Raw genomic sequence first — 19,880 nt, 5'->3', positions numbered from 1 at the left:
AAATATTATTGCTCCTGCATCTTTTCAACCAGGGCAATGCATTCTGTGGCTGCTTTTACATCATGTACCCTCAAAATGGATGCGCCTTTCTGCAGGGCAAGGGTATTAAGCACTGTAGTGCCGTTTAAAGCTGTTTCTGGTTTAATACCTAAAAAATTATAGATCATGGATTTTCTGGAAAAGCCAACCAGTACAGGCAGCTCAAATAAATTTAGGTTTTCCAGCTGGTTTAATAACTGGTAATTGTGGTTGATAGTCTTGGCAAAGCCAAATCCCGGGTCAAGAATGATGTCTTTAACGCCTAATTTTTTTAACCTTGCCACTTTCTCTGCAAAATAATCCACTACTTCCAATCCAATATTTTCATACACCGGATCTTTTTGCATGGTCTTTGGATTACCCTTCATGTGCATCAGGATATAAGGTACATTCAAAGCAGCTACTGTTTCAAATAGTTCTTCATCCAGCGTCCCACCTGAAATATCATTGACAAGATGTGCGCCCGCTTCAATTGTTTCCCTGGCCACTTTAGCGCGGAAAGTATCTATGGAGAGCCTGGCTTCGGGATATCGTTTGCTGATCGCGGCAATTACCGGTACAATTCTTTTTAATTCTTCATCCGTACTGATCTCATCTGCTCCGGGACGGGAAGAATAAGCGCCTATATCAATAAATAAAGCGCCTTCTGTTAAGCAGGTTTCTACTCTTTCCAGGGCAGCATCAATCGAGCTGATCCTGCTGCTGCTATAGAAAGAATCTGGTGTTAAATTCAGGATACCCATCACGCAGGGGCGGCTCAAATCGATCAGTTCGCCTTTGAGGTTTAGTGTTGCTTTTCGGTTTAAAAACGTATCTTTAGCCATGATTTAATACAAAAATACAGTATTAAAACAGCTTTAAACTAAATATTTTAATTGTTTTGGCAGCAAACACCTCACAAGAATTCGATTCAGTAATTGCGGTTTGTAAATCGCTTTTTTTAAAAAAAACCAAAGACTACGGAACTGCCTGGCGCATTCTGCGTTTATCCTCTATTACAGATCAGTTGTTTATCAAAGCTCAACGTATACGCACGCTGGAAGAGAAAAAGGTATCTAAAGTTGGAGAGGGCATCATCCCGGAATATATCGGGATCATTAACTACTGTGTGATTGCCATGATGCAACAGGATATGAGTGAAGAAGATCCCATGGAACTGAATGTTGATGTGGTAGAAGCATTATTTGATGAAAAAACTCGCGAAGCCAAAGAACTGATGATGGCAAAAAACCATGATTATGGAGAAGCCTGGCGGGATATGAGGATCAGCTCTTTGACAGATCTTATTCTGATGAAGATCTTCCGGGTGAAACAAATTGAAGATAACCTTGGTGAAACGGTCGCGTCTGAAGGAGTAATTGCCAATTATCAGGATATGTTGAACTACGCAGTTTTTGCGTTGATTAAGTTAGCGGTAAAGTAAAAGCCGGTTAAAAATAAATTTGAAAGATGAACAAAGCTGCGTTAATTTTCTCCAGAATATTTGTAGGTATACTTTTTATCTTCTCCGGTCTGATCAAGGCTAATGATACACTCGGATTTGGATATAAACTACAGGAATATTTTGATGTATTTCATATTTCTTTCTTCAGCCCTTTTGCTACCGGAATAGCGATGCTGCTCTGTACCCTGGAAATTGTACTGGGGGCATTGCTGTTATTTGGCTTCTGGAATAAAAAAGTGGCCACAGGCCTGCTGGCCATTATCATTTTCTTTACCTTTTTAACTTTTGTTTCCGCAGCTTTTAAAGTCGTTACCTCTTGCGGCTGTTTTGGTGATGCCATCCCGCTTACGCCATGGCAGTCTTTTTCAAAAGATCTCGTCCTGCTGCTACTGATTATTTATTTATTCATTCATCGTACCGAAATACGGCCGGTGACAACACATGCGCCTATACAAAAAATTGCACTCATCGCCCTGGTGGTGCTTTCATCCCTGTTCAGCCTCTATACCTATACTTATCTGCCGATACTTGATTTTCTGCCTTATAAAGTAGGGGTGAGCCTGCCCGATGCCATGAAAATCCCTGATGGTGCTGCACCCGATCAGTACCAGATCATGTACAAGCTAAAGAATAAAACCACCGGCGCTACTAAAGACATGAGTGATAAAGAATACCTGAAATCAGGGATCTGGAAGGATAGTAAATGGGAAATCATTGGCGAACCGGTACAAACACTCCTGAAAAAAGGCTACGAACCAAAGATCAAAGACCTGGTGATCAGTGATGCTTCGGGAACAAACTATACCAAAGAACTGATAGAAAACCCTTATTATAATCTGGTTATCGTTGCATATAACCTCAATGATACCAATGAAGAGGCTATTGGCAGGCTCAATGCGTTAACACTGGACGTAACGGAACAATACAACACCCGTGTAGTAATGCTTACCTCTAATTCTGCACAGGATGCCGCTGCCTTCAGCAAAAAGAATAAGTTTTTAGCAGAAATCTTTTATGCTGATGCCGTACCGCTGAAAAGTATGGTTAGGGCTAACCCCGGTGTATTACTGCTAAAAAATGGTGTGGTGATCAATAAATGGAGTTATCAGTCGATGCCTTCTTTTGATAAACTAAAAGCAGCCTACTTCGATAACTAACATGTGGTGGTATGCACTCAGGAAATTCGGTTACGGGCTCGTTGTAATGGCGGGTGTGGTAAGCGTTGTATTCGTCCTGTTTAATATTCTTCCGGGAGATCCTGCAAGAATGACCCTGGGCCAGCGCGCCGACGTACAGTCGCTGGAAGCTGTACGTAAGGAATTTGGACTGGATCAATCTAAACCCATGCAGTTCCTGTTATTTATCAACGATCTTTCACCACTTAGCTATCACGATAGGCAGCCTGAGGAGCAGCAGAAATACCATTATTTCCCGCTGATTGCCGTTCAATCTCATGTGATAGTTCTGAAATGGCCTTACCTGCGGCGTTCTTACCAAACCAAACGTGAGGTCTCCACCATCTTGTCGGAAACCGTCCCGAATACATTTGTCCTGGCAGCAACAGCTATGATTTTTGCGACCGTAATTGGCGTTTTTTTTGGCGTACTATCCGCTGTCTATAAAAATACCTGGATAGACCATAGTGCAAATGCTTTTGCTATCCTTGGAATTTCCGCACCTTCTTTTTTTGCCGGAATTATCATCGCCTGGTTTTTCGGCTTTGTTCTCGGACCTTATACCGGGCTTAACATGTCGGGAAGTCTATATAGCTACGATCCATTTAAAGGTGAAGTGCTTACTTTAAAAAACCTGGTGCTGCCAGTTATTACCCTGGGTCTTCGCCCTCTGGCAATTATTGTACAGTTAACCAGATCTGCGATGCTGGATATCCTGGGGCAGGACTATATCCGTACGGCAAAAGCAAAAGGATTGGGACATCATGCCGTGGTCTATAAACATGCGCTGAAAAATGCAATGAACCCGATAATTACAGCAATTTCCGGCTGGTTTGCTTCGCTGCTTGCCGGTTCCTTTTTTGTGGAATATATTTTTGGCTATAATGGATTGGGCAGGGCTACGGTAAAAGCACTGGAAATGTCAGATTTTCCAGTAGTGATGGGATCTATTTTATTTATAGCCTTTGTGTTTATAATAATTAATATTTTAGTGGACGTTTTGTATGCCTTTGCAGATCCAAGGGTAAAATTAGCTTAGTATAATGAAGATATTTCTGATTGGTTTTATGGGATGCGGCAAGAGTACGCTGGGAAGAAAGCTGGCAACAAAGCTGGGCTATGATCTGATTGATCTGGATCACCAGATTGAAGTGATAACCGGCGGCTCAGTGGCTGATTATTTTGCTGTTAACGGAGAAGAGGTATTCAGAAAATTGGAAAGTGATACGCTCAAGGGGTTTGACTATCCCAAAAATTGCGTAATTGCTACCGGTGGCGGTACACCATGTTATTTTGATAATATGGACTGGATCAACAAAAACGGTACTTCAGTTTATATTGAAATGTCTCCGCTGGCACTGGCAAAAAGACTGGAAAAAGGAATTGCTAAACGCCCGTTGCTGAGCAGCCTCTCAGAAGAAAGCCTGGTGCATTTTATTCACAACAAGCTGGAAGAACGCGAGGGCTTTTATCATCAAGCTACCATTACCCTCAACGGGGTGAATTTGACAGCTGATATTATCCGTGCAGAGCTTTTGGCCAGAGGTTAGTTATCTTCTGCAGCGAACTGCTCTTCAATAAATTTGATCTGCGTTCTGCCGTGAGGTACAGGTATTCCGTATTCATCAACATTTACAAACACCATTTTATCGATGGTCAGGATGCTTTTCCTGGTGATCTTATTGCGGACTTCAGAGCGCATCGTAATAGAGGTATTCCCAAATGCAATGGCAGTAATGCCCATCTCAATAATATCCCCCTGTTTGGCAGAACTTACAAAGTTGATCTCTGAGATATATTTGGTAACTACCAGGGGATTACCCAACTGCACGATGGCATAAATTGCCGCTTCTTCATCTATCCATCTAAGTAAACTGCCTCCAAATAAGCTCCCGTTTGGATTTAAATCTTCAGGTTTTATCCATTTTCTGGTGTGGAAATTCATCGTTTATTAATTTGCTCCAAAATTACTCAATTCGGATAGCGATAATCTCACCTGAGCGTCAATAAAGCTAATAACTGATCCAGTTACTATCGGCCTGCTTCTGAAGCACAGCAGAAAAATCTACCCTTGGCGGCAAATTGAGATAGGGGTAAGTAACCTTCGAAAGATACAATCCCTGTGGATGGGCAGGGGTAATCAGGGCAGGGGTCTGTCTGCTGATCAGATGGCCCTCAAATTCTTCTACACTCAGTTCACCCTGGCCAATCTTTAACAACTGTCCCATCAAAATACGGATCATTTTTCCAAGGAAACGATTAGACGAAATCTGAAACCTTAGTTTTTCTTCTTTTGCATCCACCATCAAGCTGGCAGAACGTACATAACACAAGGTATGCTCATATTTATCCGGATGGGTGCAAAAAGCACGATAATCCTTGTATAGGGGCAATAACGCCACCGCGGCTTTCATATTTTCCAGCTTAAGATCTTTCAGCAGGTAAAAGGAGCTTAGTCCATTGAGGAAAGGATCTTTATAGGTATGCAGGAAATAGTCGTATGAACGCTGTACAGCATCAAACCTTGCATGTGGGGTGCCTTCCATAGGGATAATATCATATACAGCGATATTCATCGGCAGCAGCTTATTGAGCCTGAAAACCAAATCAAAATCCCACTCCTGTTCCAGGTCCATATGGAAGAAGAACTGACTGGCGTGAACCTGTGCATCTGTCCTTCCGCAACCATTGATGGCCACAGAGGTTTTAAAAATAGAACTCAATCCTTTTTCTATCACTCCCTGTACGTTCATTACATTGGGTTGTCGCTGCCAGCCATTATATGAAAGGCCGTTATAGCTGATATGAACAAAGTATCTCAATGGCTTATCTTTTTCCTGCTCTTCTGTTCAGTTCATCAACAGAAATGGTGATCATTCTTCCGATTGGATTCTTACCTCTATAAGTAATGACACGCATCTGGCTGGCATCCTTAGGAACTGCCAGTTTATCCGTGTACTTAGGGTAAAATCTATCCGGGAAGGAATTGTCAAAACTGTAATAAATATCCAGGCCGTCAATTTGTGTAGTTAGTTCAACCATCAGCTGCCTGTCGGCAGCCCTGCTTGCTTTAAACATGGGGTCATACACACTTGGTGCATACTTTATTTCTGCCTGTTCCAGACGTTTAAAGTGTAACTCCATTTTACCAATAAAGTTCGTCCAGTTTTTCTTTTCTTTAGGCGACCATAAGTCTTCAGCAATGGCAAAACCTCTTGGCCAGGTCATATATTCTGCCTGGCGTATATTGTAAACCTGCTCTGTCCATAAGTTGGCCTGTCCGCCCTTGATGTATTTAGGGTCTGCACCAGCAGGTATAGGATCAAATTCATATGCTTTGCCCAGCAATACAGTATTGTAAACTTTAGGTTCGGTAACAGGATCGCCCTGCATCAGGTCCAGGTAAACGTTAGTCTGAGGGGTCATCACTACTTCATGTTTTTCACGGGATGCGTCGATCCCGAAATTACTGCTTCTCCAGCTCATAATCGCTGCACTTGTAGGAATGTCGCCGTTTAAGATCTCATCCCAGCCCATGAACTTCTTGCCTTTTGATTCTACGATCTGCAACACCCTTTTTTCAAAATATCCTTGTACCTGGTGCATATCTGTCAGTTTTTCCCGTTGCATCAAAGCTTTAACGGCATCACTTTTCTGCCAGAAATTTTCTGGGGCTTCATCGCCGCCCATATGGATATATTCAAAAGGGAATAAGGCGGCAACTTGTGTGATAACGGTATCCAGAAAGCTGTACACCTTTTCACTAGCCGGGCAAAGTGTATTGTCTACCATGGCAATGGGAGGGGCCCCGTGCGACCAGTCCATGATTTTTTCTCCGGAACGTACCCGGTAATTTTCTGCTCCTGGTGTGCAGGACAACTCAGGGTAAGAAGCGATCACTGCTAAACTATGGCCCGGAACATCTATTTCAGGAAGGATATCTACAAATCTGTCCTTTGCGTATTTAACCAGCTCCCGGATATCGTCCTGTGTATAAAAGCCGCCGTAGGTACGCGGCTCATCGGGTCCCGGAGTGCTGAAGTAACCAAATTCACCAGTTTTTTTAACATTCCAGGCACCTACTTCGGTTAGTTTTGGTAAACCTTTTATTTCTATTCTCCATCCTTCATCATCGGTAAGGTGCAAATGCAGTATATTATATTTATAGCGCACCATGCCGTCAATGTATTGTTTTACTTCCTGTTTGGTAAAAAAGTGACGTGCTACGTCAAACATTAACCCCCTCCAGGCTACACGAGGGTAATCCGTGATCTCCACGCATGGTATTTTCCAATCGATGTCTTTTACCAGTTCAGTTGATTCGATCTCTTTTGGAAACAATTGCAGTAAGGTCTGCACCCCATAAAAAAGCCCAGACATTTTGTTGGCTCTGATGGTGATGACCGCCGGGGTTACCGAAAGCTGGTAACCTTCATTTCCAATTGCGGGATTAGCCTTAGAATTAAGGATCAGTTTAATCATTCCCGCAGCAGGAGTATTACCATAGGCAGAGATAAATTTGCCGGTTGAAACAGATATTTTTTCCTGCAAATAATCAACCACCTGCTTCATATCTGCTGAAGCAAGGATCAGTACATTATCTGGCAGGATATAAGAACCGCTGGTTTTCATCAATGATACCGGTTCAGGAATAATAGCAAATTCAGGGGGCCTGTTGCTAAAAGCCGCGCTACTATCCGTTACAGAAGAATTGGCATTCCCAGATCCCATTTGTTGACTATATGTGTTAGTGTAAAAAAGAAAACAGCATATAAAAGGTACGAATTTATTCATAAAATAAAAAAGGGTTTTGCTATTTAGGCAGGTATAATGTTGCAATTTAGTAATTTGTAATTAAACACAAATTCTTGTGTTCTTTTTAAGTTTATTTCAGCGCATCAAGCACGCGAAACAACTTTGGATTGATTTTGTCGCCAGAATAATTGTTAATATTGATCACGATGATATATTTACTTCCATTATCTGCTGTATAATAACCCGCGAAGGCAGACACATCGTTAATAGTACCGCTTTTTAATCTCATTCCGTTGTGTTCTGGCAGGGAATTGTAAAAATCACTGAACCAGTCTTCATGTTGTGCCTGAAAAAGGATGCTGGCCATCGCATAGGTGGTAACCCTGGTAGCTGGTGAAAGTCCGCTTCCATCAATAATGTTCATTGCATGTTTATCTATACCTTTTGCCGCCCAATAATTGATCTCAGCATTGGCACCATTACTTGTGGTAGCTGCCACGCCCGATTTCCAGGCAATTGTTTTTAACAAGTGCTCTGCATATAAATTGATACTCTTTTTATTCATCCAGTAAATGATCTCACTTAGGGAAGGGGAGGTTACCGTACTTAACTTTTGCTGTATTTCCGGTACCGGCAGTTTAGCAGCTGATAGCTGCCTTGAAGTTGTGGGAGTGGCACTGATGCTAATGCCTGCTTTTTCCAGGGTATCCTGTAAACGGAAAGCGGCTTCGAAAGCCGGATCTGGCAGTGCTACCGCGATGCCTGCTTTTTGTATGTCTGTTGCCCAGCTTCCTCTCAGATAAGCAATATTACCCAGGGGAGATACATAAGCGTAGGCATTATCGCCGCTGCCGGCAGAACCAGATTTTAATTCATTAACAATCGTAAGATAGGGCATAACAGGTACTGTTTTGATTACAGAAACGCTATTGCCTGCACGCAGCTTAATGCTGAACTGATTTTCTCTCCAGGTCAACGCTGATGGTCCGGCGCCAAAATAATTCCCCATATCCTGCCATGTCCATCCGTCAGGCGTACTTTGTGCTCCCCATAGATGATCATCGCCAATTACTCTGCCTTCAATTTTCTTTATACCAGCGGCTTTAATTGCAGTAACCCATTGATTTAAAATCAATCCTTCTTTACTGCTTTCATAACGCCATGAACCTAGTGTAGGATCGCCGCCGCCGCTAATGATCACGTCACCTTTAAGAATGCCATCACTGCCTATACTTCCGCTATACCCTACAATAGTCTGGTAATGGAAATCTTTACCCAAAAGGGAAAAGGCAGTAACCGCGGTGATGGTTTTCAAGGTTGAAGCGGTAGCCAAGCCGGTATTTTCGTTTTTTCCAAATAGCTGTTTCCCTGTTTTTGCATCCAGAACACAGATCGAAGTAACTGCATATTTTGCCTGCTCGTCTCCCAGCAACCTGTCGAAGGAGGAAACCAGCCTTTGTACCGGAGCCTGTGCATAAGAAAGGTGGCAGGAAAGAAGGAAAATGAAAACGAAGAATTTTTTCATGTAATGATAAATCGGGTTACAAAAAATGTGGCGTTATCATAGGTAAAACCTACAATAACGCCACATCTATATCAAGTTATATTTTTAAATCAGTTCTTTTTTAACCAGAAACTCTGCAATCTGTACTGCATTTGTTGCTGCACCTTTACGCAGGTTATCTGCTACGATCCACATATTCAGGGTATTTGGCATCGATTCATCTCTTCTGATCCTGCCTACAAATACTTCATCTTTTTCATGTGCATCTTTAGGCATTGGATATTTAAGGTTATCGATGTCATCTTCCAGAATAATACCAGGGGTACTGGCCATTAAAGCTTTTACATCAGCAACATCAAAATCATTTTCAAATTCAATGTTTACTGATTCCGAGTGGCCGCCCATTACCGGGATACGTACTGTAGTCGCTGTAACGCGGATGCTCTCGTCGCCCATGATTTTCCGGGTTTCCTTAATCATCTTCATCTCTTCCTTGGTATAACCGTTACTCTCGAAAACGTCAATTTGTGGAATTACATTCAGATCAATCTGGTATGGATAGGCCATAGGGCCATCCAGTATACCTTTACGTTCATTCATCATTTGCTCCACAGCTTTAACACCTGTACCGGTAACGGACTGGTAAGTAGAAACAACTACGCGTTTGATCCTGTATTTATCATGTAATGGTTTTAAAGCCACTACCATTTGTATAGTAGAACAATTAGGATTGGCAATGATCTTATCATCTATAGATAAAACATAGGCATTTACTTCCGGTACGATCAGTTTCTTAGAGGGATCCATACGCCATGCGGATGAATTGTCTATTACTGTGGTGCCAGCTTCGGCAAAAAGCGGGGCATATTTTAAAGAAGTACTTCCTCCGGCCGAAAATAAAGCAATATCCGGTCTCATAGCAATTGCAGTTTCCATGTTAACCACCTTGAACTGCTTACCCTTAAAAGTGATTTCTTTACCTACACTTTTTTCTGAAGCCACCGGAATTAATTCGGTTAGCGGGAAATTACGTTCTTCCAGTACTTTTAACATTACAGTGCCTACTAAACCAGTAGCACCTACAACTGCGATTTTCATGTTTTATATATTGTTGTTTAATGGATATGAAACTATCATCAACGGTGCTATTATGGATAAGCCATGGCTGATGATGGGGTTTCAACTAATATCAATTCCAAATATGGGAAAAACTTTGCGTTTTTTTAGTCAGTTTTGACTAAAATGCGTTTTAAAAGTCTAATTATGACAGTGTAACAAGAGCGGGGTTCCGGGAGGAAAGCGTTACAGGAATGATATTAACCGGCAGGTTAAAAGAAATAGCCTGCCGGTTGAAGGTTTTTACAAGATTTCTTTTTTGATATAATCAGCGCTTTGTTTGATACTCACAAAGGGATCCATACCACTGGAGTAATTTTCCTGCTCTACTATTAAACGTTTTAGTCCGGCCAGCTTAGCATGTTTATAGATTGCTTTAAAGTCTATTGTTCCGTTGCCTACTTCGGTATTGATAGTGTTGTCAGCCTTGTCCATATCTTTTACATGCCACATAGGGAAACGTCCAGGATAGGCAGTGAATAATTTTAAAGGATCATTTCCTGATCTAACTACCCAATAAAGGTCCATTTCGAAAGCTACGAGTTTTGGATCGGTTTCTTTCAGCATGATATCATAACCCGTTATATCACCATACTTCACAAACTCAAAGTTATGGTTGTGGTACCCCAGTTTTATACCGCCTGCTTTACAGATCTCTCCAGCTTCGTTTAGTCTTGCGGAAACTTTTTTCCAGCCATCCTGGTCTTTTCTTAAGTTTTCACCAATATAAGGAACAACAATATACTCACTGCCGATGCTGTTTGCTGCCTGAATATAGGTTTTCAATTCTTCCGAATTTCCGTCAGTCAGAAACTTATCCATGCCATAATGCCCGCTTATTGCGGTAAGGCCATTCTCTATCAATAAATTATTGAAATTTTTAGGGTCCATGCCCCAATAATTGTCTTTCACTGAATAGCCGAAAGTTTCTACCTGTTTGTATCCTGCCTGGGCAACCTTTGCAATTGTACCACGCAGGTCTTTTGGCAATTGTTCTCTCAGTGAATAAAGCTGCAAACCAACAGTTTTTGAAGGAGCTGCTGCGGAAGCCAGTGATGGTAAGATCAATGCCCCTGCTGCGGCAAGACCGGCTTGTTTTATAAAAGTTCTTCTTGAATTCATCTTAGTCAGTTTATTGGTCACAAATACTTATTGCTTTTCTTAAGGAAAGAAGTTTATCTTCCTGTTTAGGGACAAACTCCTGTGCAATATACCCTTTAAATCCTGTTGCCAGTATTGCTTTAACGATGGCAGGATAATAGAGTTCCTGTGTTTCGTCTATTTCATTTCTGCCAGGAACACCCCCGGTATGGTAATGTGCAATATAAGGATGATAAGTTTGAATATTACGTATTACATCACCTTCATCAATCTGCATATGATAAATATCATAAAGCAGCTTAAAATTTTCTGAGCCCAGTCTTTTGGCCAGTTCAGCACCCCAGGAGGTACGATCACACTGATAATCCTTATGGTTTACCTTACTGTTTAGTAGTTCCATCACCAATACCACATTATGCTTTTCGGCAAGAGGTATAACTTTTTTCAATCCTTCCACGCAATTGTTCCAGCCGGTTTCATCATCTTTCCCTCTGCGGCTTCCGCTAAAGCAGATTAGATTTTTATAACCTGCTTTGGCTACCAAAGGAATCATTCTGGTGTAATTGTCTATTAGCGTTGCATGAAAAGCAGGGTCATTCCAACCGTCGGTCAGATTAATTTCTGCTCCATTACACATGGGAGAATAGAGATCATATTTTTTCAATATATGCCACTCTTCAGGGCCTATCAGATCGATTCCTTTAATGCCCATTTCTTTCGCAGCCACGCAGAGTTCATCTAATGACATGCTGCTATAACACCAGCGGCAAACGGAATGGTTCACATTACCTTTTAATGCTGCGGGTTCAATTTTTGTTTTTTCCATAGCAAAATCTGGTAAAGCTCTTGACGCTCCCAATACAGCCGTTCCGGCTACTAATGTTTTCAACATTTTTCTACGGCTCTGTTCTGATCCCATGGTTATGCGTTATTTAATTGGTTAACATCGGCTTCTTTGTTTTTATCGGTAAAGAATACGGAAAACAGCAAGAAAACAACCAATGCAATTCCAGCAGGGATGATCCATACCATCTTCCAGTCTACTGTTCCATTAGCCAGTTTGTAGCTGTCTGTAATTAATCCCGCAACTTCAAAACCAATCAGCATGCCTACACCATAGGTAGCCAAAGTAATCAGCCCCTGTGCTGCGCTTTTATATTTCTCGCCTGCCCTGGAATTGGTATAGATCTGTCCTGAAACAAAAAAGAAATCATAACAAACACCGTGTAGTGCAATTCCTATGATCAGCATAAAACTCAGTTCACCTGCATTACCATAAGCGAACAGGGCATATCTTACTGCCCAGGCCAGCATTCCAACCAGGATAGTCTTTTTGAATCCGAACTTGGTAAAAAATACGGGGATCATCAATAAAAATAGGGCTTCGGAAACTTGCCCGATGGCCATTTTTCCTGTCGGTCCTGCCACACCAATGCTAGACAAAAACAGATTTGCATTCTGATAATAAAAAGCCAATGGAATACAGATCAGGATAGCCGATACGAAGAAAATAGCGAAGTTCTTATCCTTCAACATTCTTAGTGCATCCAGTCCCAGTACATCTGACAGTTTCACCTTTTCGCCTTTCACTACTTTCGGCGGTGTTTTAGGTAAGGCAAAGCTAAACAGCCCTAACACCAGGGAAGCTATTCCGGCCATCAGGAAAGTGTTTTTTAACAACCCTGCTTTTTGTCCGTCTGCAGAATCCCATAAGAACAGATAACTGATAAATAACCCGGCAACGATCCATCCGAAAGTTCCCCAGAACCTGATGTTGGCAAACTCTTTTTCCGCATCTTTCATCTGGTTAAATGAAACTGAATTGACCAGCGCAAGGGTAGGCATAAACAAGATCATGTAGGCCAGTACATAAGGATAAAATACACTGACTTCTGTAGCCTGGTACATTTGATACATCAGCACTGCCCCGATAAGGTGTAAGATACCCAGGATTTTTTCCGCGTTAAAAAAACGGTCGGCAATCAAACCAATAATAAAAGGGGCAATGATTGCTCCCCATGATTGTGTAGAAAACACTGCGGCTGTTTCAGAACCCGTAGCTTTGAGATTGTTAAATAGAAATGTACCGAGTGTAACAAACCATGAGCCCCAGATAAAAAATTCCAGGAACATCATGACTGATAACTTGATACGTATGTTTACGTTCATCATTTTGGTTTGTTTTGGTTGTTTGGTTAGAGTTCTTTAATCATGATATTACGGAACCAAACTTCTTCTCCATGGTCCTGCAATGATATTTTTCCGGTTTTAAATGTTCCAAATCCTTCCCATTTTGCAAACTTGCTGCCCGCGATGAGGCTTTTCCAATTGTCATCAAACTCTGTTGTGGAAACAATCTCCACCCCGTTCAGGATGAGTTTCAATTTGCCGTGGTTACTGATAATTTCGGCAGTGTTCCATTGTCCTACTGGTTTTACGGGTTCTGAGCTGCTTTTCACCAGGTCGTACAAATCGCCTGCACGATGTTTGATGATCTTGCCATCCGGATGGCCGTCGTTATCGATCACCTGCATTTCTGGTCCGGTGCTATAGGTTTGGTTGTATTTAGCAGGGTCTTCATGGATATGGAAAAGTATTCCGCTGTTAGAACCCGGAGCCACTTTCCAATCCACTTTCAAATGGAAATTGGTGTATTCTTTGTCTGTCACCAGGTCACCTGCATCCCCCTGTTTGGCTGCCGGGTCAAAATGGATTACCCCATCTTCAACTTTCCAGCCTTTTCCGGTGAAGTTTTTTCCATAAGTGTGCCAGCCCTGAGTTGTTTTTCCGTCAAACAAGGGAGTAAATCCCTTGTCGGTATGCTGTGCTTTAGTACTGCCAATGCTCATTATACTGATGATAAAGAGTGCTGAAAAATAATAAGATCTCATAATTGATTGTTAAATTAAATTATATACCGAGTGACCAGCCTTTACGGTATTCTCGTTTTACATATTGATTGACATCATCAAAATTTGTTACCCTCATATTCTCGTTATCCCACAGCAGTTTAATATTTCTGCCTGGATAACTTACCCTGCCATCTGCTGAAGTACGACGTACATCATTTCCCCTGATGGCCAGGTTGGCCATTAACAAAGCTTCAGTTAATGGGCCTGCAATTTCAAACGGAGAGCTCAGTTCTTTTTTACCATAACCGGCAATACAAGCTTCTACCCATTGTGCATAATGTCCGTCTGCACCATGCGGTACGCGGGCAAATCTTTCCGGAACCTTAATGTCTTTATTGCGGCTTAATGGAAGTAATCTTGGATTAGCGCTATACGTGCTACTCATCATCTTTCCTTTGGTACCAATAAACAAGGTTCCGTTAGCACCATCACCAAAAAGCTCATTTGCTTCCAGCTCATCAGGTCGCGTAGGCTGTATTCCGCCATCCATCCAGTGCAGGGTTACTTCTCCCTGTGTTTTTGGTGTTTTAGGGAAAGTTAATGTCACATGGCTTGAAGGAGGACAGCTATCAGGGAAATATCCGCGTTTGAACTCATCTACATAAACTGAGCCTACACTTGCCTGCACATCAGTAGCATATTTCAAGCCTAACATACTAAAAGGAGCTTCAATCAGGTGGCATCCCATATCACCAAGGGCACCAGTACCATAATCCCACCAGCCTCTCCAGTTAAAAGGAACCAGTTTTTCTACATAATCTTTATAAGGTGCTGTGTTTAGCCATAGATCCCAGTCAAGGTTTGCCGGAACTTCAGCTTTATTGGCCGACCATGGAATACCCTGAGGCCATACCGGTCTGTCTGTCCATGCATAGACAGTATGCACATCGCCAATTAGTCCGGCATCATACCACTCTTTCATTTGGCGGGGCCCATCATTTGATGCACCCTGGTTACCCATCTGCGTAACTACTTTATACTTTTTAGCAGCTTCGGTTAATTTCCTCGCTTCATAAATATCATGCGTTAGTGGTTTTTGGACATACACATGTTTTCCAAGCTGCATAGCAGCTACGGTAATGATCGCGTGACTGTGATCAGGAGTTGATACGCTCACCGCATCAAAGTTCTTGTGCTCTTTATCGAGCATTTCCCGCCAGTCTTTATAGAATTTCGCTTTAGGGAAATTCTTCACTGTGCCGGCGGCCCTGTTGGTATCTACATCACAAAGAAAAGCGATATCTGCTTTCCCGCTTTTGTGAAAAGCGGCAATATCAGAAGCACCTTTTCCACCTGCACCTATACTGGCAATAATTAATCTGTCACTTGGTGCAATAAAACCCTTACCCCCTAAAACGTGGCGGGGCACGATCATAAATGCCGCACTGGCAATAGCTGTTGTTTTTAAAAATGCACGTCTGCTGGTGGCATTTATATCTTTATCAATTTTTTCCATGCTTGTTTAATTTGGTTAGAAAAGGAACGGCTGTATTATTTTTTAAGTGATAAGATCCAGGTTACCATTGTTTTGGCATCATCTTTACTCAGGTTAGGGTGAGGGGTCATTGGAAGGTCGCCCCAGGTACCTTTACCACCTTTGATGATCACATCTGCCAGATGGCTGATATTGGCGTCATTGGAAGGATATTTCGCTGCAATGTCTACAAATGCAGGCCCTATTATTTTCTGGGTTTTGTTGTGACAGCCTGAACAATCAGATTTGGCAATTAAGCTTTCTCCCGGAAGTGATGCTGAGGGTGTCTGAGCGCTTACTGTTGCAGAAGTGTCAGTCTTGGTTACTGCAGTTTCTGTAGATTCTTTTTTTTCTTCTTTAGAACCGGGACTTGTGCATGAGGCGATGGCTATTGCCAGGCAGCCTAAAATTAGTAGTGGTGTGTGTTTCTTTTTCATAATTATTTTATACCTAAAATCTGATGGTTAAAAGCCAGATCTGCACCTGTAGCGGCGAAATCATCAAATGCCCTGGTGGTTACCGGAATGATGTGGTTTTTTATAAATTCAACACCTTCTCTAGCGCCGGTTTCCGAATCTTTAATGCAGCATTCCCACTCCATTACAGCCCAGCCTTTAAAATCATATTGGGCAAGTTTACTAAATATAGTTTTAAAATCAACCTGTCCGTCTCCGGGAGAGCGATAGCGCCCGGCCCGGTTTGCCCAGCTTTGATAACCGCCAAAGGTTCCCTGTCTGCCTGTGGGGTTAAATTCGGCATCTTTTACGTGGAAAGCTTTAATGCGTTCATGATAAAAATCAATATATTGGATATAATCCAGCTGCTGTAATACAAAATGTGAAGGATCATATAACAGGCAGGCGCGGGGGTGGTTGTTCACTTTTTCAAGGAACATCTCGTAGGTTGCCCCGTCAAAAAGATCTTCACCCGGATGGATTTCATAACAAACATCCACACCGCAGGCATCAAATTCATTTAAAATAGGCAGCCAGCGGCGCGCCAGTTCTTTAAATCCTTCTTCTACCAGCCCTTCCGGACGCTGTGGCCAGGGATGGAACATATGCCATAAAAGAGATCCGCTAAAGGTAGCATGTGCATTTAAACCCAGGTTTTGGGAAGCTTTGGCCGCATATTTCAATTGCTGCACAGCCCATTCCGTTCTGGCCTTAGGGTTATTCCTGTATTTTTCTGGTGCAAAACCATCAAAAACCTGGTCGTATGCAGGGTTTACTGCTACCAGCTGACCCTGAATATGAGTAGATAATTCGGTGATCTCTAGTCCATAAAATTCAATTTTACCTTTTAGCTCATCCGCATAGGTCTTACTCTCTGCTGCTTTTTGCAGGTCGATAAACCGGTTATCGAGTGTAGGCATTTGTATACCTTTAAATCCAAGGTCGGCTGCCCATTTGCAGATCCCGTCCAGGGAATTAAAAGGTTCTTCATTTCCAATAAATTGTGCCAGAAAAACTGCTGGTCCTTTAATTGTTGTCATGCTTTAGATTTTAAAATCGAACCATTTCTGATCTGACTGGCTTGAAGCCACTACATTTTCTATAAAGGCCATTCCCCTTACGCCTTCCTCCACACCGGGGAAGTCGAGCATCTCTGCTGTAGGAACAGTTCCCTCCATTTTTGCTTTTATCGTAGCGGCAAAGTTTCTGTAAATATTAGCGAAAGCTTCCAGATATCCCTCAGGGTGTCCTGCAGGTGTTCTGGCATTGTATTGTGCTGCGGCTGATAAATATCCCTGACCGGTTCTGTACAATTGGCTGGGTGCGTCAAGCCATTTTACTTTCAGCGTATTGGGCTCTTCCTGATGCCATTCCAGGCTGCCCTTTTCTCCGTAAACTTTTATTTTCAGTGCATTTTCCTCTCCGGCAGCAATCTGTGAAGCAACGAGCACACCATTGGCGCCATTGTTGAACTTTAGCAACACATTCCCATCATCATCAAGCGCACGTCCATCCACCATAATATTCAGGTCGGCACAAAGCTGCGTGATTTCCAGACCCGAAATATACTCTGCCAGCTGTGCCGCATGCGTACCAATATCACCCATACAGCCGCTGATCCCGCTTTTCGAAGGGTCAGTTCTCCATGAAGATTGTTTATTGCCATCACGTTCGGAGGGTAGGCTTAGCCAGCCCTGCGGATATTCTACCAGGATCTTCCGGATCTTTCCGAAAGCACCATCCTTAACCATCTGCCGGGCTTGTTTAACCATTGGATAACCGGAATAGGTATAGGTAAGACATAAGGTAAGCCCTGTTTCCTTTACTTTTTCTTCCAGCTGTTTGGCTTCGGCCAGCGTAAAACTGATGGGTTTATCAATTACCACGTGAAAGCCGTTCTCCAAGGCTAGCATGGCCGGGGCAAAATGTGCGAAATTTGGCGTAACGATCACTACAAAGTGCATTCTGCTGTCGGCAGGAAGGAGACTCTCTTTTTCAATCATCTCCTGATAAGTGCCGTAATTTCTATCTTCTGCTAAGAATAAAACCTTTCCAGACTCCTTTGCCGTTTCCGGATCGGAGCTCAAAGCACCGCAAACCAGTTCAATTTGTCCGTCTATATTTGCGGCAATACGGTGAACGGCACCAATGAAAGCGTTTTTACCGCCTCCAATCATGCCCATTCTAATTTTTCCTGCTGCCATTAAATATTTCCTTTTTTAAGTTCAGTAACTGCATAATCTGCCGCTCTGGCTGTTAAAGCCATAAACGTAAGCGATGGATTCTGGCAGGCGATGGAAGGCATGCATGATCCGTCAGTCACAAATACATTTTTTACTTCATGCATCTGGTTCCATTTATTCAGTACAGATGTTTTAGGGTCATTTCCCATACGGGCTGTTCCCTGTTCATGAATAGCCATACCTGGTGAAGAACCATTATCGTAGGTTTGAATATTTTTCATACCTGCCGCTTCCAGCATTTCTGCTGCATCGTTCATCATGGCTACGCGCATCTTTGCTTCATTCTCTTTGAACTCGCAGTCGATCGCCAGAACAGGCATTCCCCAGGCGTCTTTTTTTGTTTTATCAATATAAACCCTGTTTTCGTGGTAAGGAAGAGATTCACCGAAACCTCCCAGTCCCATGGTCCACATGCCTGGTTGTGTCATCTGATCTTTAAAGTCACCGCCAAAGGCCAGTTCTGCAACATCTTTGTGCCATCCTGTACGGCTTGCACCGCCCTGATAACCAAAACCTCTTAAATAATCACGTTTGTCGTTACCCATGTTCTGGTACCTTGGCACATAGATGCCATTAGCCCTTCTGCCATAGGTATATTTATCTTCAAAACCTTCGGCTTCTCCAGAAGCACCGCAGCGGAAATGGTGGTCCATTAAATTATGTCCCAGCTCACCGCTTTTGTTGCCTAATCCATTTGGATGTTCTGCAGAAGTTGAATTGAGCAGTAAAAATGTACTGCCTAAAGTAGAGCCGTTCACAAAGATGATCTTGGCAAAGAACTCCATATGCTCTTTGGTTTCCGAATCGATGATCACTACGCCTGTCGCTTTTTGTGTCTCTTTATCATAAACGATATGATCCACCAGCGAGAAAGGTCTTAAAGTAAGGTTTCCTGTGGCCACAGCAGCAGGCAATGTAGAGGATTGGGTGCTGAAGTAAGCGCCGAAAGGACATCCCCTGCTGCAAAGGTTACGGTATTGGCAACTGCCTCTTCCACCATGCGGTACCGTTAAATTGGCTGTACGGCCAATAGTCATGATCCGCTCTTTTTTATAATGATCTTCAATCCGTTTTTTTACCGACTTTTCTACACAGTTCATTTCCATTGGAGGAAGAAACTGTCCGTCTGGTAAAGCAGGCCAGTTTTCTGCCTGACCACTGATACCTGCAAAACGCTCCACATAGTCGTACCATTTGGTCAGGTCTTTATATCTTATCGGCCAGTCAACCCCGTGGCCGTCCTTTTTATTGTCTTCAAAGTTCATGTCGCTGAAACGGTAACTTTGTCTTCCCCACATCAGCGATTTACCGCCCACGTGGAAACCACGGTACCAGTCAAAACGTTTTACCTCTGTATAAGGGCATTCCAGGTCGTTTACCCAGTAGCTCTCATTAAATTCCTGGTAAGGATAATCCCTTTTCTGAACAGGATGTGTCCTTTTTTGTTCTTCAGTCAGTGAGCCGCGGTGTTTAAATTCCCATGGCTTCATCATGGCTGTAGTATAGTCCTTTATATGTTCAATATTTCTGCCTCTTTCCAGCATCAATACCTTCAGTCCTTTTTCTGTAAGCTCTTTAGCCGCCCATCCCCCGCTAATTCCAGATCCCACTACTATGGCATCATAGGTATTTTGAGCAGTTGCTTTAGTATTTAAATTCATT

General features: G+C 42.6%; 19 protein-coding genes. 4 read left to right on the top strand and 15 right to left on the bottom strand.

All coding sequences use genetic code 11. The features are described from left to right. Positions 1-5 precede the first annotated feature (5 nt). Positions 6-863: a dihydropteroate synthase gene (folP, locus tag GSQ84_RS15575; protein WP_158798212.1), complete on the bottom strand. Its 858-nt coding sequence runs from the start codon at positions 861-863 to the stop codon at positions 6-8. 56 nt (positions 864-919) lie between these two features. Between folP and GSQ84_RS15570 the strand changes: the two genes are divergently transcribed. From GSQ84_RS15570 to GSQ84_RS15555, 4 genes are read left to right on the top strand one after another with little or no spacing between them, the layout of a single operon-like run. Continuing rightward, positions 920-1,462, top strand: coding sequence for a DUF1599 domain-containing protein (locus GSQ84_RS15570; protein ID WP_158798211.1), 543 nt, complete (start codon positions 920-922; stop codon positions 1,460-1,462). A gap of 26 nt (positions 1,463-1,488) precedes the next feature. After that, positions 1,489-2,640: a BT_3928 family protein gene (locus GSQ84_RS15565; protein ID WP_158798210.1), complete on the top strand. Its 1,152-nt coding sequence runs from the start codon at positions 1,489-1,491 to the stop codon at positions 2,638-2,640. A gap of 1 nt (position 2,641) precedes the next feature. Beyond that, positions 2,642-3,697 carry an ABC transporter permease gene (locus GSQ84_RS15560; protein ID WP_158798209.1) on the top strand — a complete coding sequence of 352 codons (1,056 nt, stop codon included), beginning with the start codon at positions 2,642-2,644 and terminating at the stop codon, positions 3,695-3,697. Positions 3,698-3,701: 4 nt separating this feature from the next. Further along, positions 3,702-4,208, top strand: coding sequence for a shikimate kinase (locus GSQ84_RS15555; RefSeq protein WP_158798208.1), 507 nt, complete (start codon positions 3,702-3,704; stop codon positions 4,206-4,208). Here GSQ84_RS15555 and GSQ84_RS15550 read toward each other — a convergent pair. The 14 genes from GSQ84_RS15550 to GSQ84_RS15485 all read right to left on the bottom strand — a co-directional run bounded on the left by GSQ84_RS15550 (position 4,205) and on the right by GSQ84_RS15485 (position 19,879). Then, positions 4,205-4,603, bottom strand: coding sequence for an acyl-CoA thioesterase (locus tag GSQ84_RS15550; protein ID WP_158798207.1), 399 nt, complete (start codon positions 4,601-4,603; stop codon positions 4,205-4,207). The genes GSQ84_RS15555 and GSQ84_RS15550 overlap by 4 nt on opposite strands. Before the next feature lie 67 nt (positions 4,604-4,670). Beyond that, entirely contained in the window at positions 4,671-5,411 is a 741-nt protein-coding gene (locus tag GSQ84_RS15545) for a tRNA pseudouridine(38-40) synthase TruA (RefSeq protein ID WP_254070879.1), read from the bottom strand. 73 nt (positions 5,412-5,484) lie between these two features. After that, positions 5,485-7,389, bottom strand: coding sequence for a beta-N-acetylhexosaminidase (locus tag GSQ84_RS15540; RefSeq protein ID WP_158798205.1), 1,905 nt, complete (start codon positions 7,387-7,389; stop codon positions 5,485-5,487). Between the two features lie 154 nt (positions 7,390-7,543). Then, entirely contained in the window at positions 7,544-8,938 is a 1,395-nt protein-coding gene (gene dacB, locus GSQ84_RS15535; RefSeq protein WP_158798204.1) for a D-alanyl-D-alanine carboxypeptidase/D-alanyl-D-alanine-endopeptidase, read from the bottom strand. 84 nt (positions 8,939-9,022) lie between these two features. Next, complete coding sequence (locus GSQ84_RS15530) at positions 9,023-10,015, bottom strand: aspartate-semialdehyde dehydrogenase (RefSeq protein ID WP_158798203.1); 993 nt, start codon at positions 10,013-10,015, stop codon at positions 9,023-9,025. Between the two features lie 261 nt (positions 10,016-10,276). After that, on the bottom strand, positions 10,277-11,155 hold the full coding sequence (locus tag GSQ84_RS15525) for a sugar phosphate isomerase/epimerase (protein ID WP_158798202.1): 879 nt from the start codon (positions 11,153-11,155) through the stop codon (positions 10,277-10,279). 10 nt (positions 11,156-11,165) lie between these two features. Further along, positions 11,166-12,053, bottom strand: a complete 888-nt coding sequence (locus GSQ84_RS15520; protein WP_158798201.1) for a hydroxypyruvate isomerase family protein — start codon at positions 12,051-12,053, stop codon at positions 11,166-11,168. Between the two features lie 2 nt (positions 12,054-12,055). Then, a complete protein-coding gene (locus GSQ84_RS15515; protein WP_158798706.1) occupies positions 12,056-13,303 on the bottom strand; it encodes a nucleoside permease in 1,248 nt (415 codons plus the stop codon). A gap of 26 nt (positions 13,304-13,329) precedes the next feature. Continuing rightward, entirely contained in the window at positions 13,330-14,025 is a 696-nt protein-coding gene (locus GSQ84_RS15510) for a DUF1080 domain-containing protein (RefSeq protein ID WP_158798200.1), read from the bottom strand. 19 nt (positions 14,026-14,044) lie between these two features. Next, positions 14,045-15,502, bottom strand: coding sequence for a Gfo/Idh/MocA family protein (locus tag GSQ84_RS15505; protein ID WP_174238671.1), 1,458 nt, complete (start codon positions 15,500-15,502; stop codon positions 14,045-14,047). Positions 15,503-15,537: 35 nt separating this feature from the next. Beyond that, positions 15,538-15,957, bottom strand: coding sequence for a c-type cytochrome (locus GSQ84_RS15500; protein WP_158798199.1), 420 nt, complete (start codon positions 15,955-15,957; stop codon positions 15,538-15,540). A gap of 2 nt (positions 15,958-15,959) precedes the next feature. After that, positions 15,960-17,015 carry a sugar phosphate isomerase/epimerase gene (locus GSQ84_RS15495; protein WP_158798198.1) on the bottom strand — a complete coding sequence of 352 codons (1,056 nt, stop codon included), beginning with the start codon at positions 17,013-17,015 and terminating at the stop codon, positions 15,960-15,962. Between the two features lie 3 nt (positions 17,016-17,018). Beyond that, the gene (locus tag GSQ84_RS15490; protein ID WP_158798197.1) at positions 17,019-18,179 is read right to left on the bottom strand and encodes a Gfo/Idh/MocA family protein; all 1,161 of its coding nucleotides are present in this window, start codon (positions 18,177-18,179) and stop codon (positions 17,019-17,021) included. Beyond that, positions 18,179-19,879 (bottom strand): GMC oxidoreductase, encoded by a 1,701-nt coding sequence (locus tag GSQ84_RS15485; RefSeq protein WP_158798196.1) that lies wholly within the window; start codon positions 19,877-19,879, stop codon positions 18,179-18,181. Before GSQ84_RS15485 ends, GSQ84_RS15490 begins: the two co-directional genes overlap by 1 nt. Position 19,880 lies beyond the last annotated feature (1 nt).

The organism is Pedobacter sp. L105 (assembly GCF_009765875.1).
Lineage (GTDB): Bacteria > Bacteroidota > Bacteroidia > Sphingobacteriales > Sphingobacteriaceae > Pedobacter.
The sequence above is the reverse complement of the archived record's forward strand: the minus strand, read 5'-3'. Positions and strand labels throughout refer to the sequence as shown.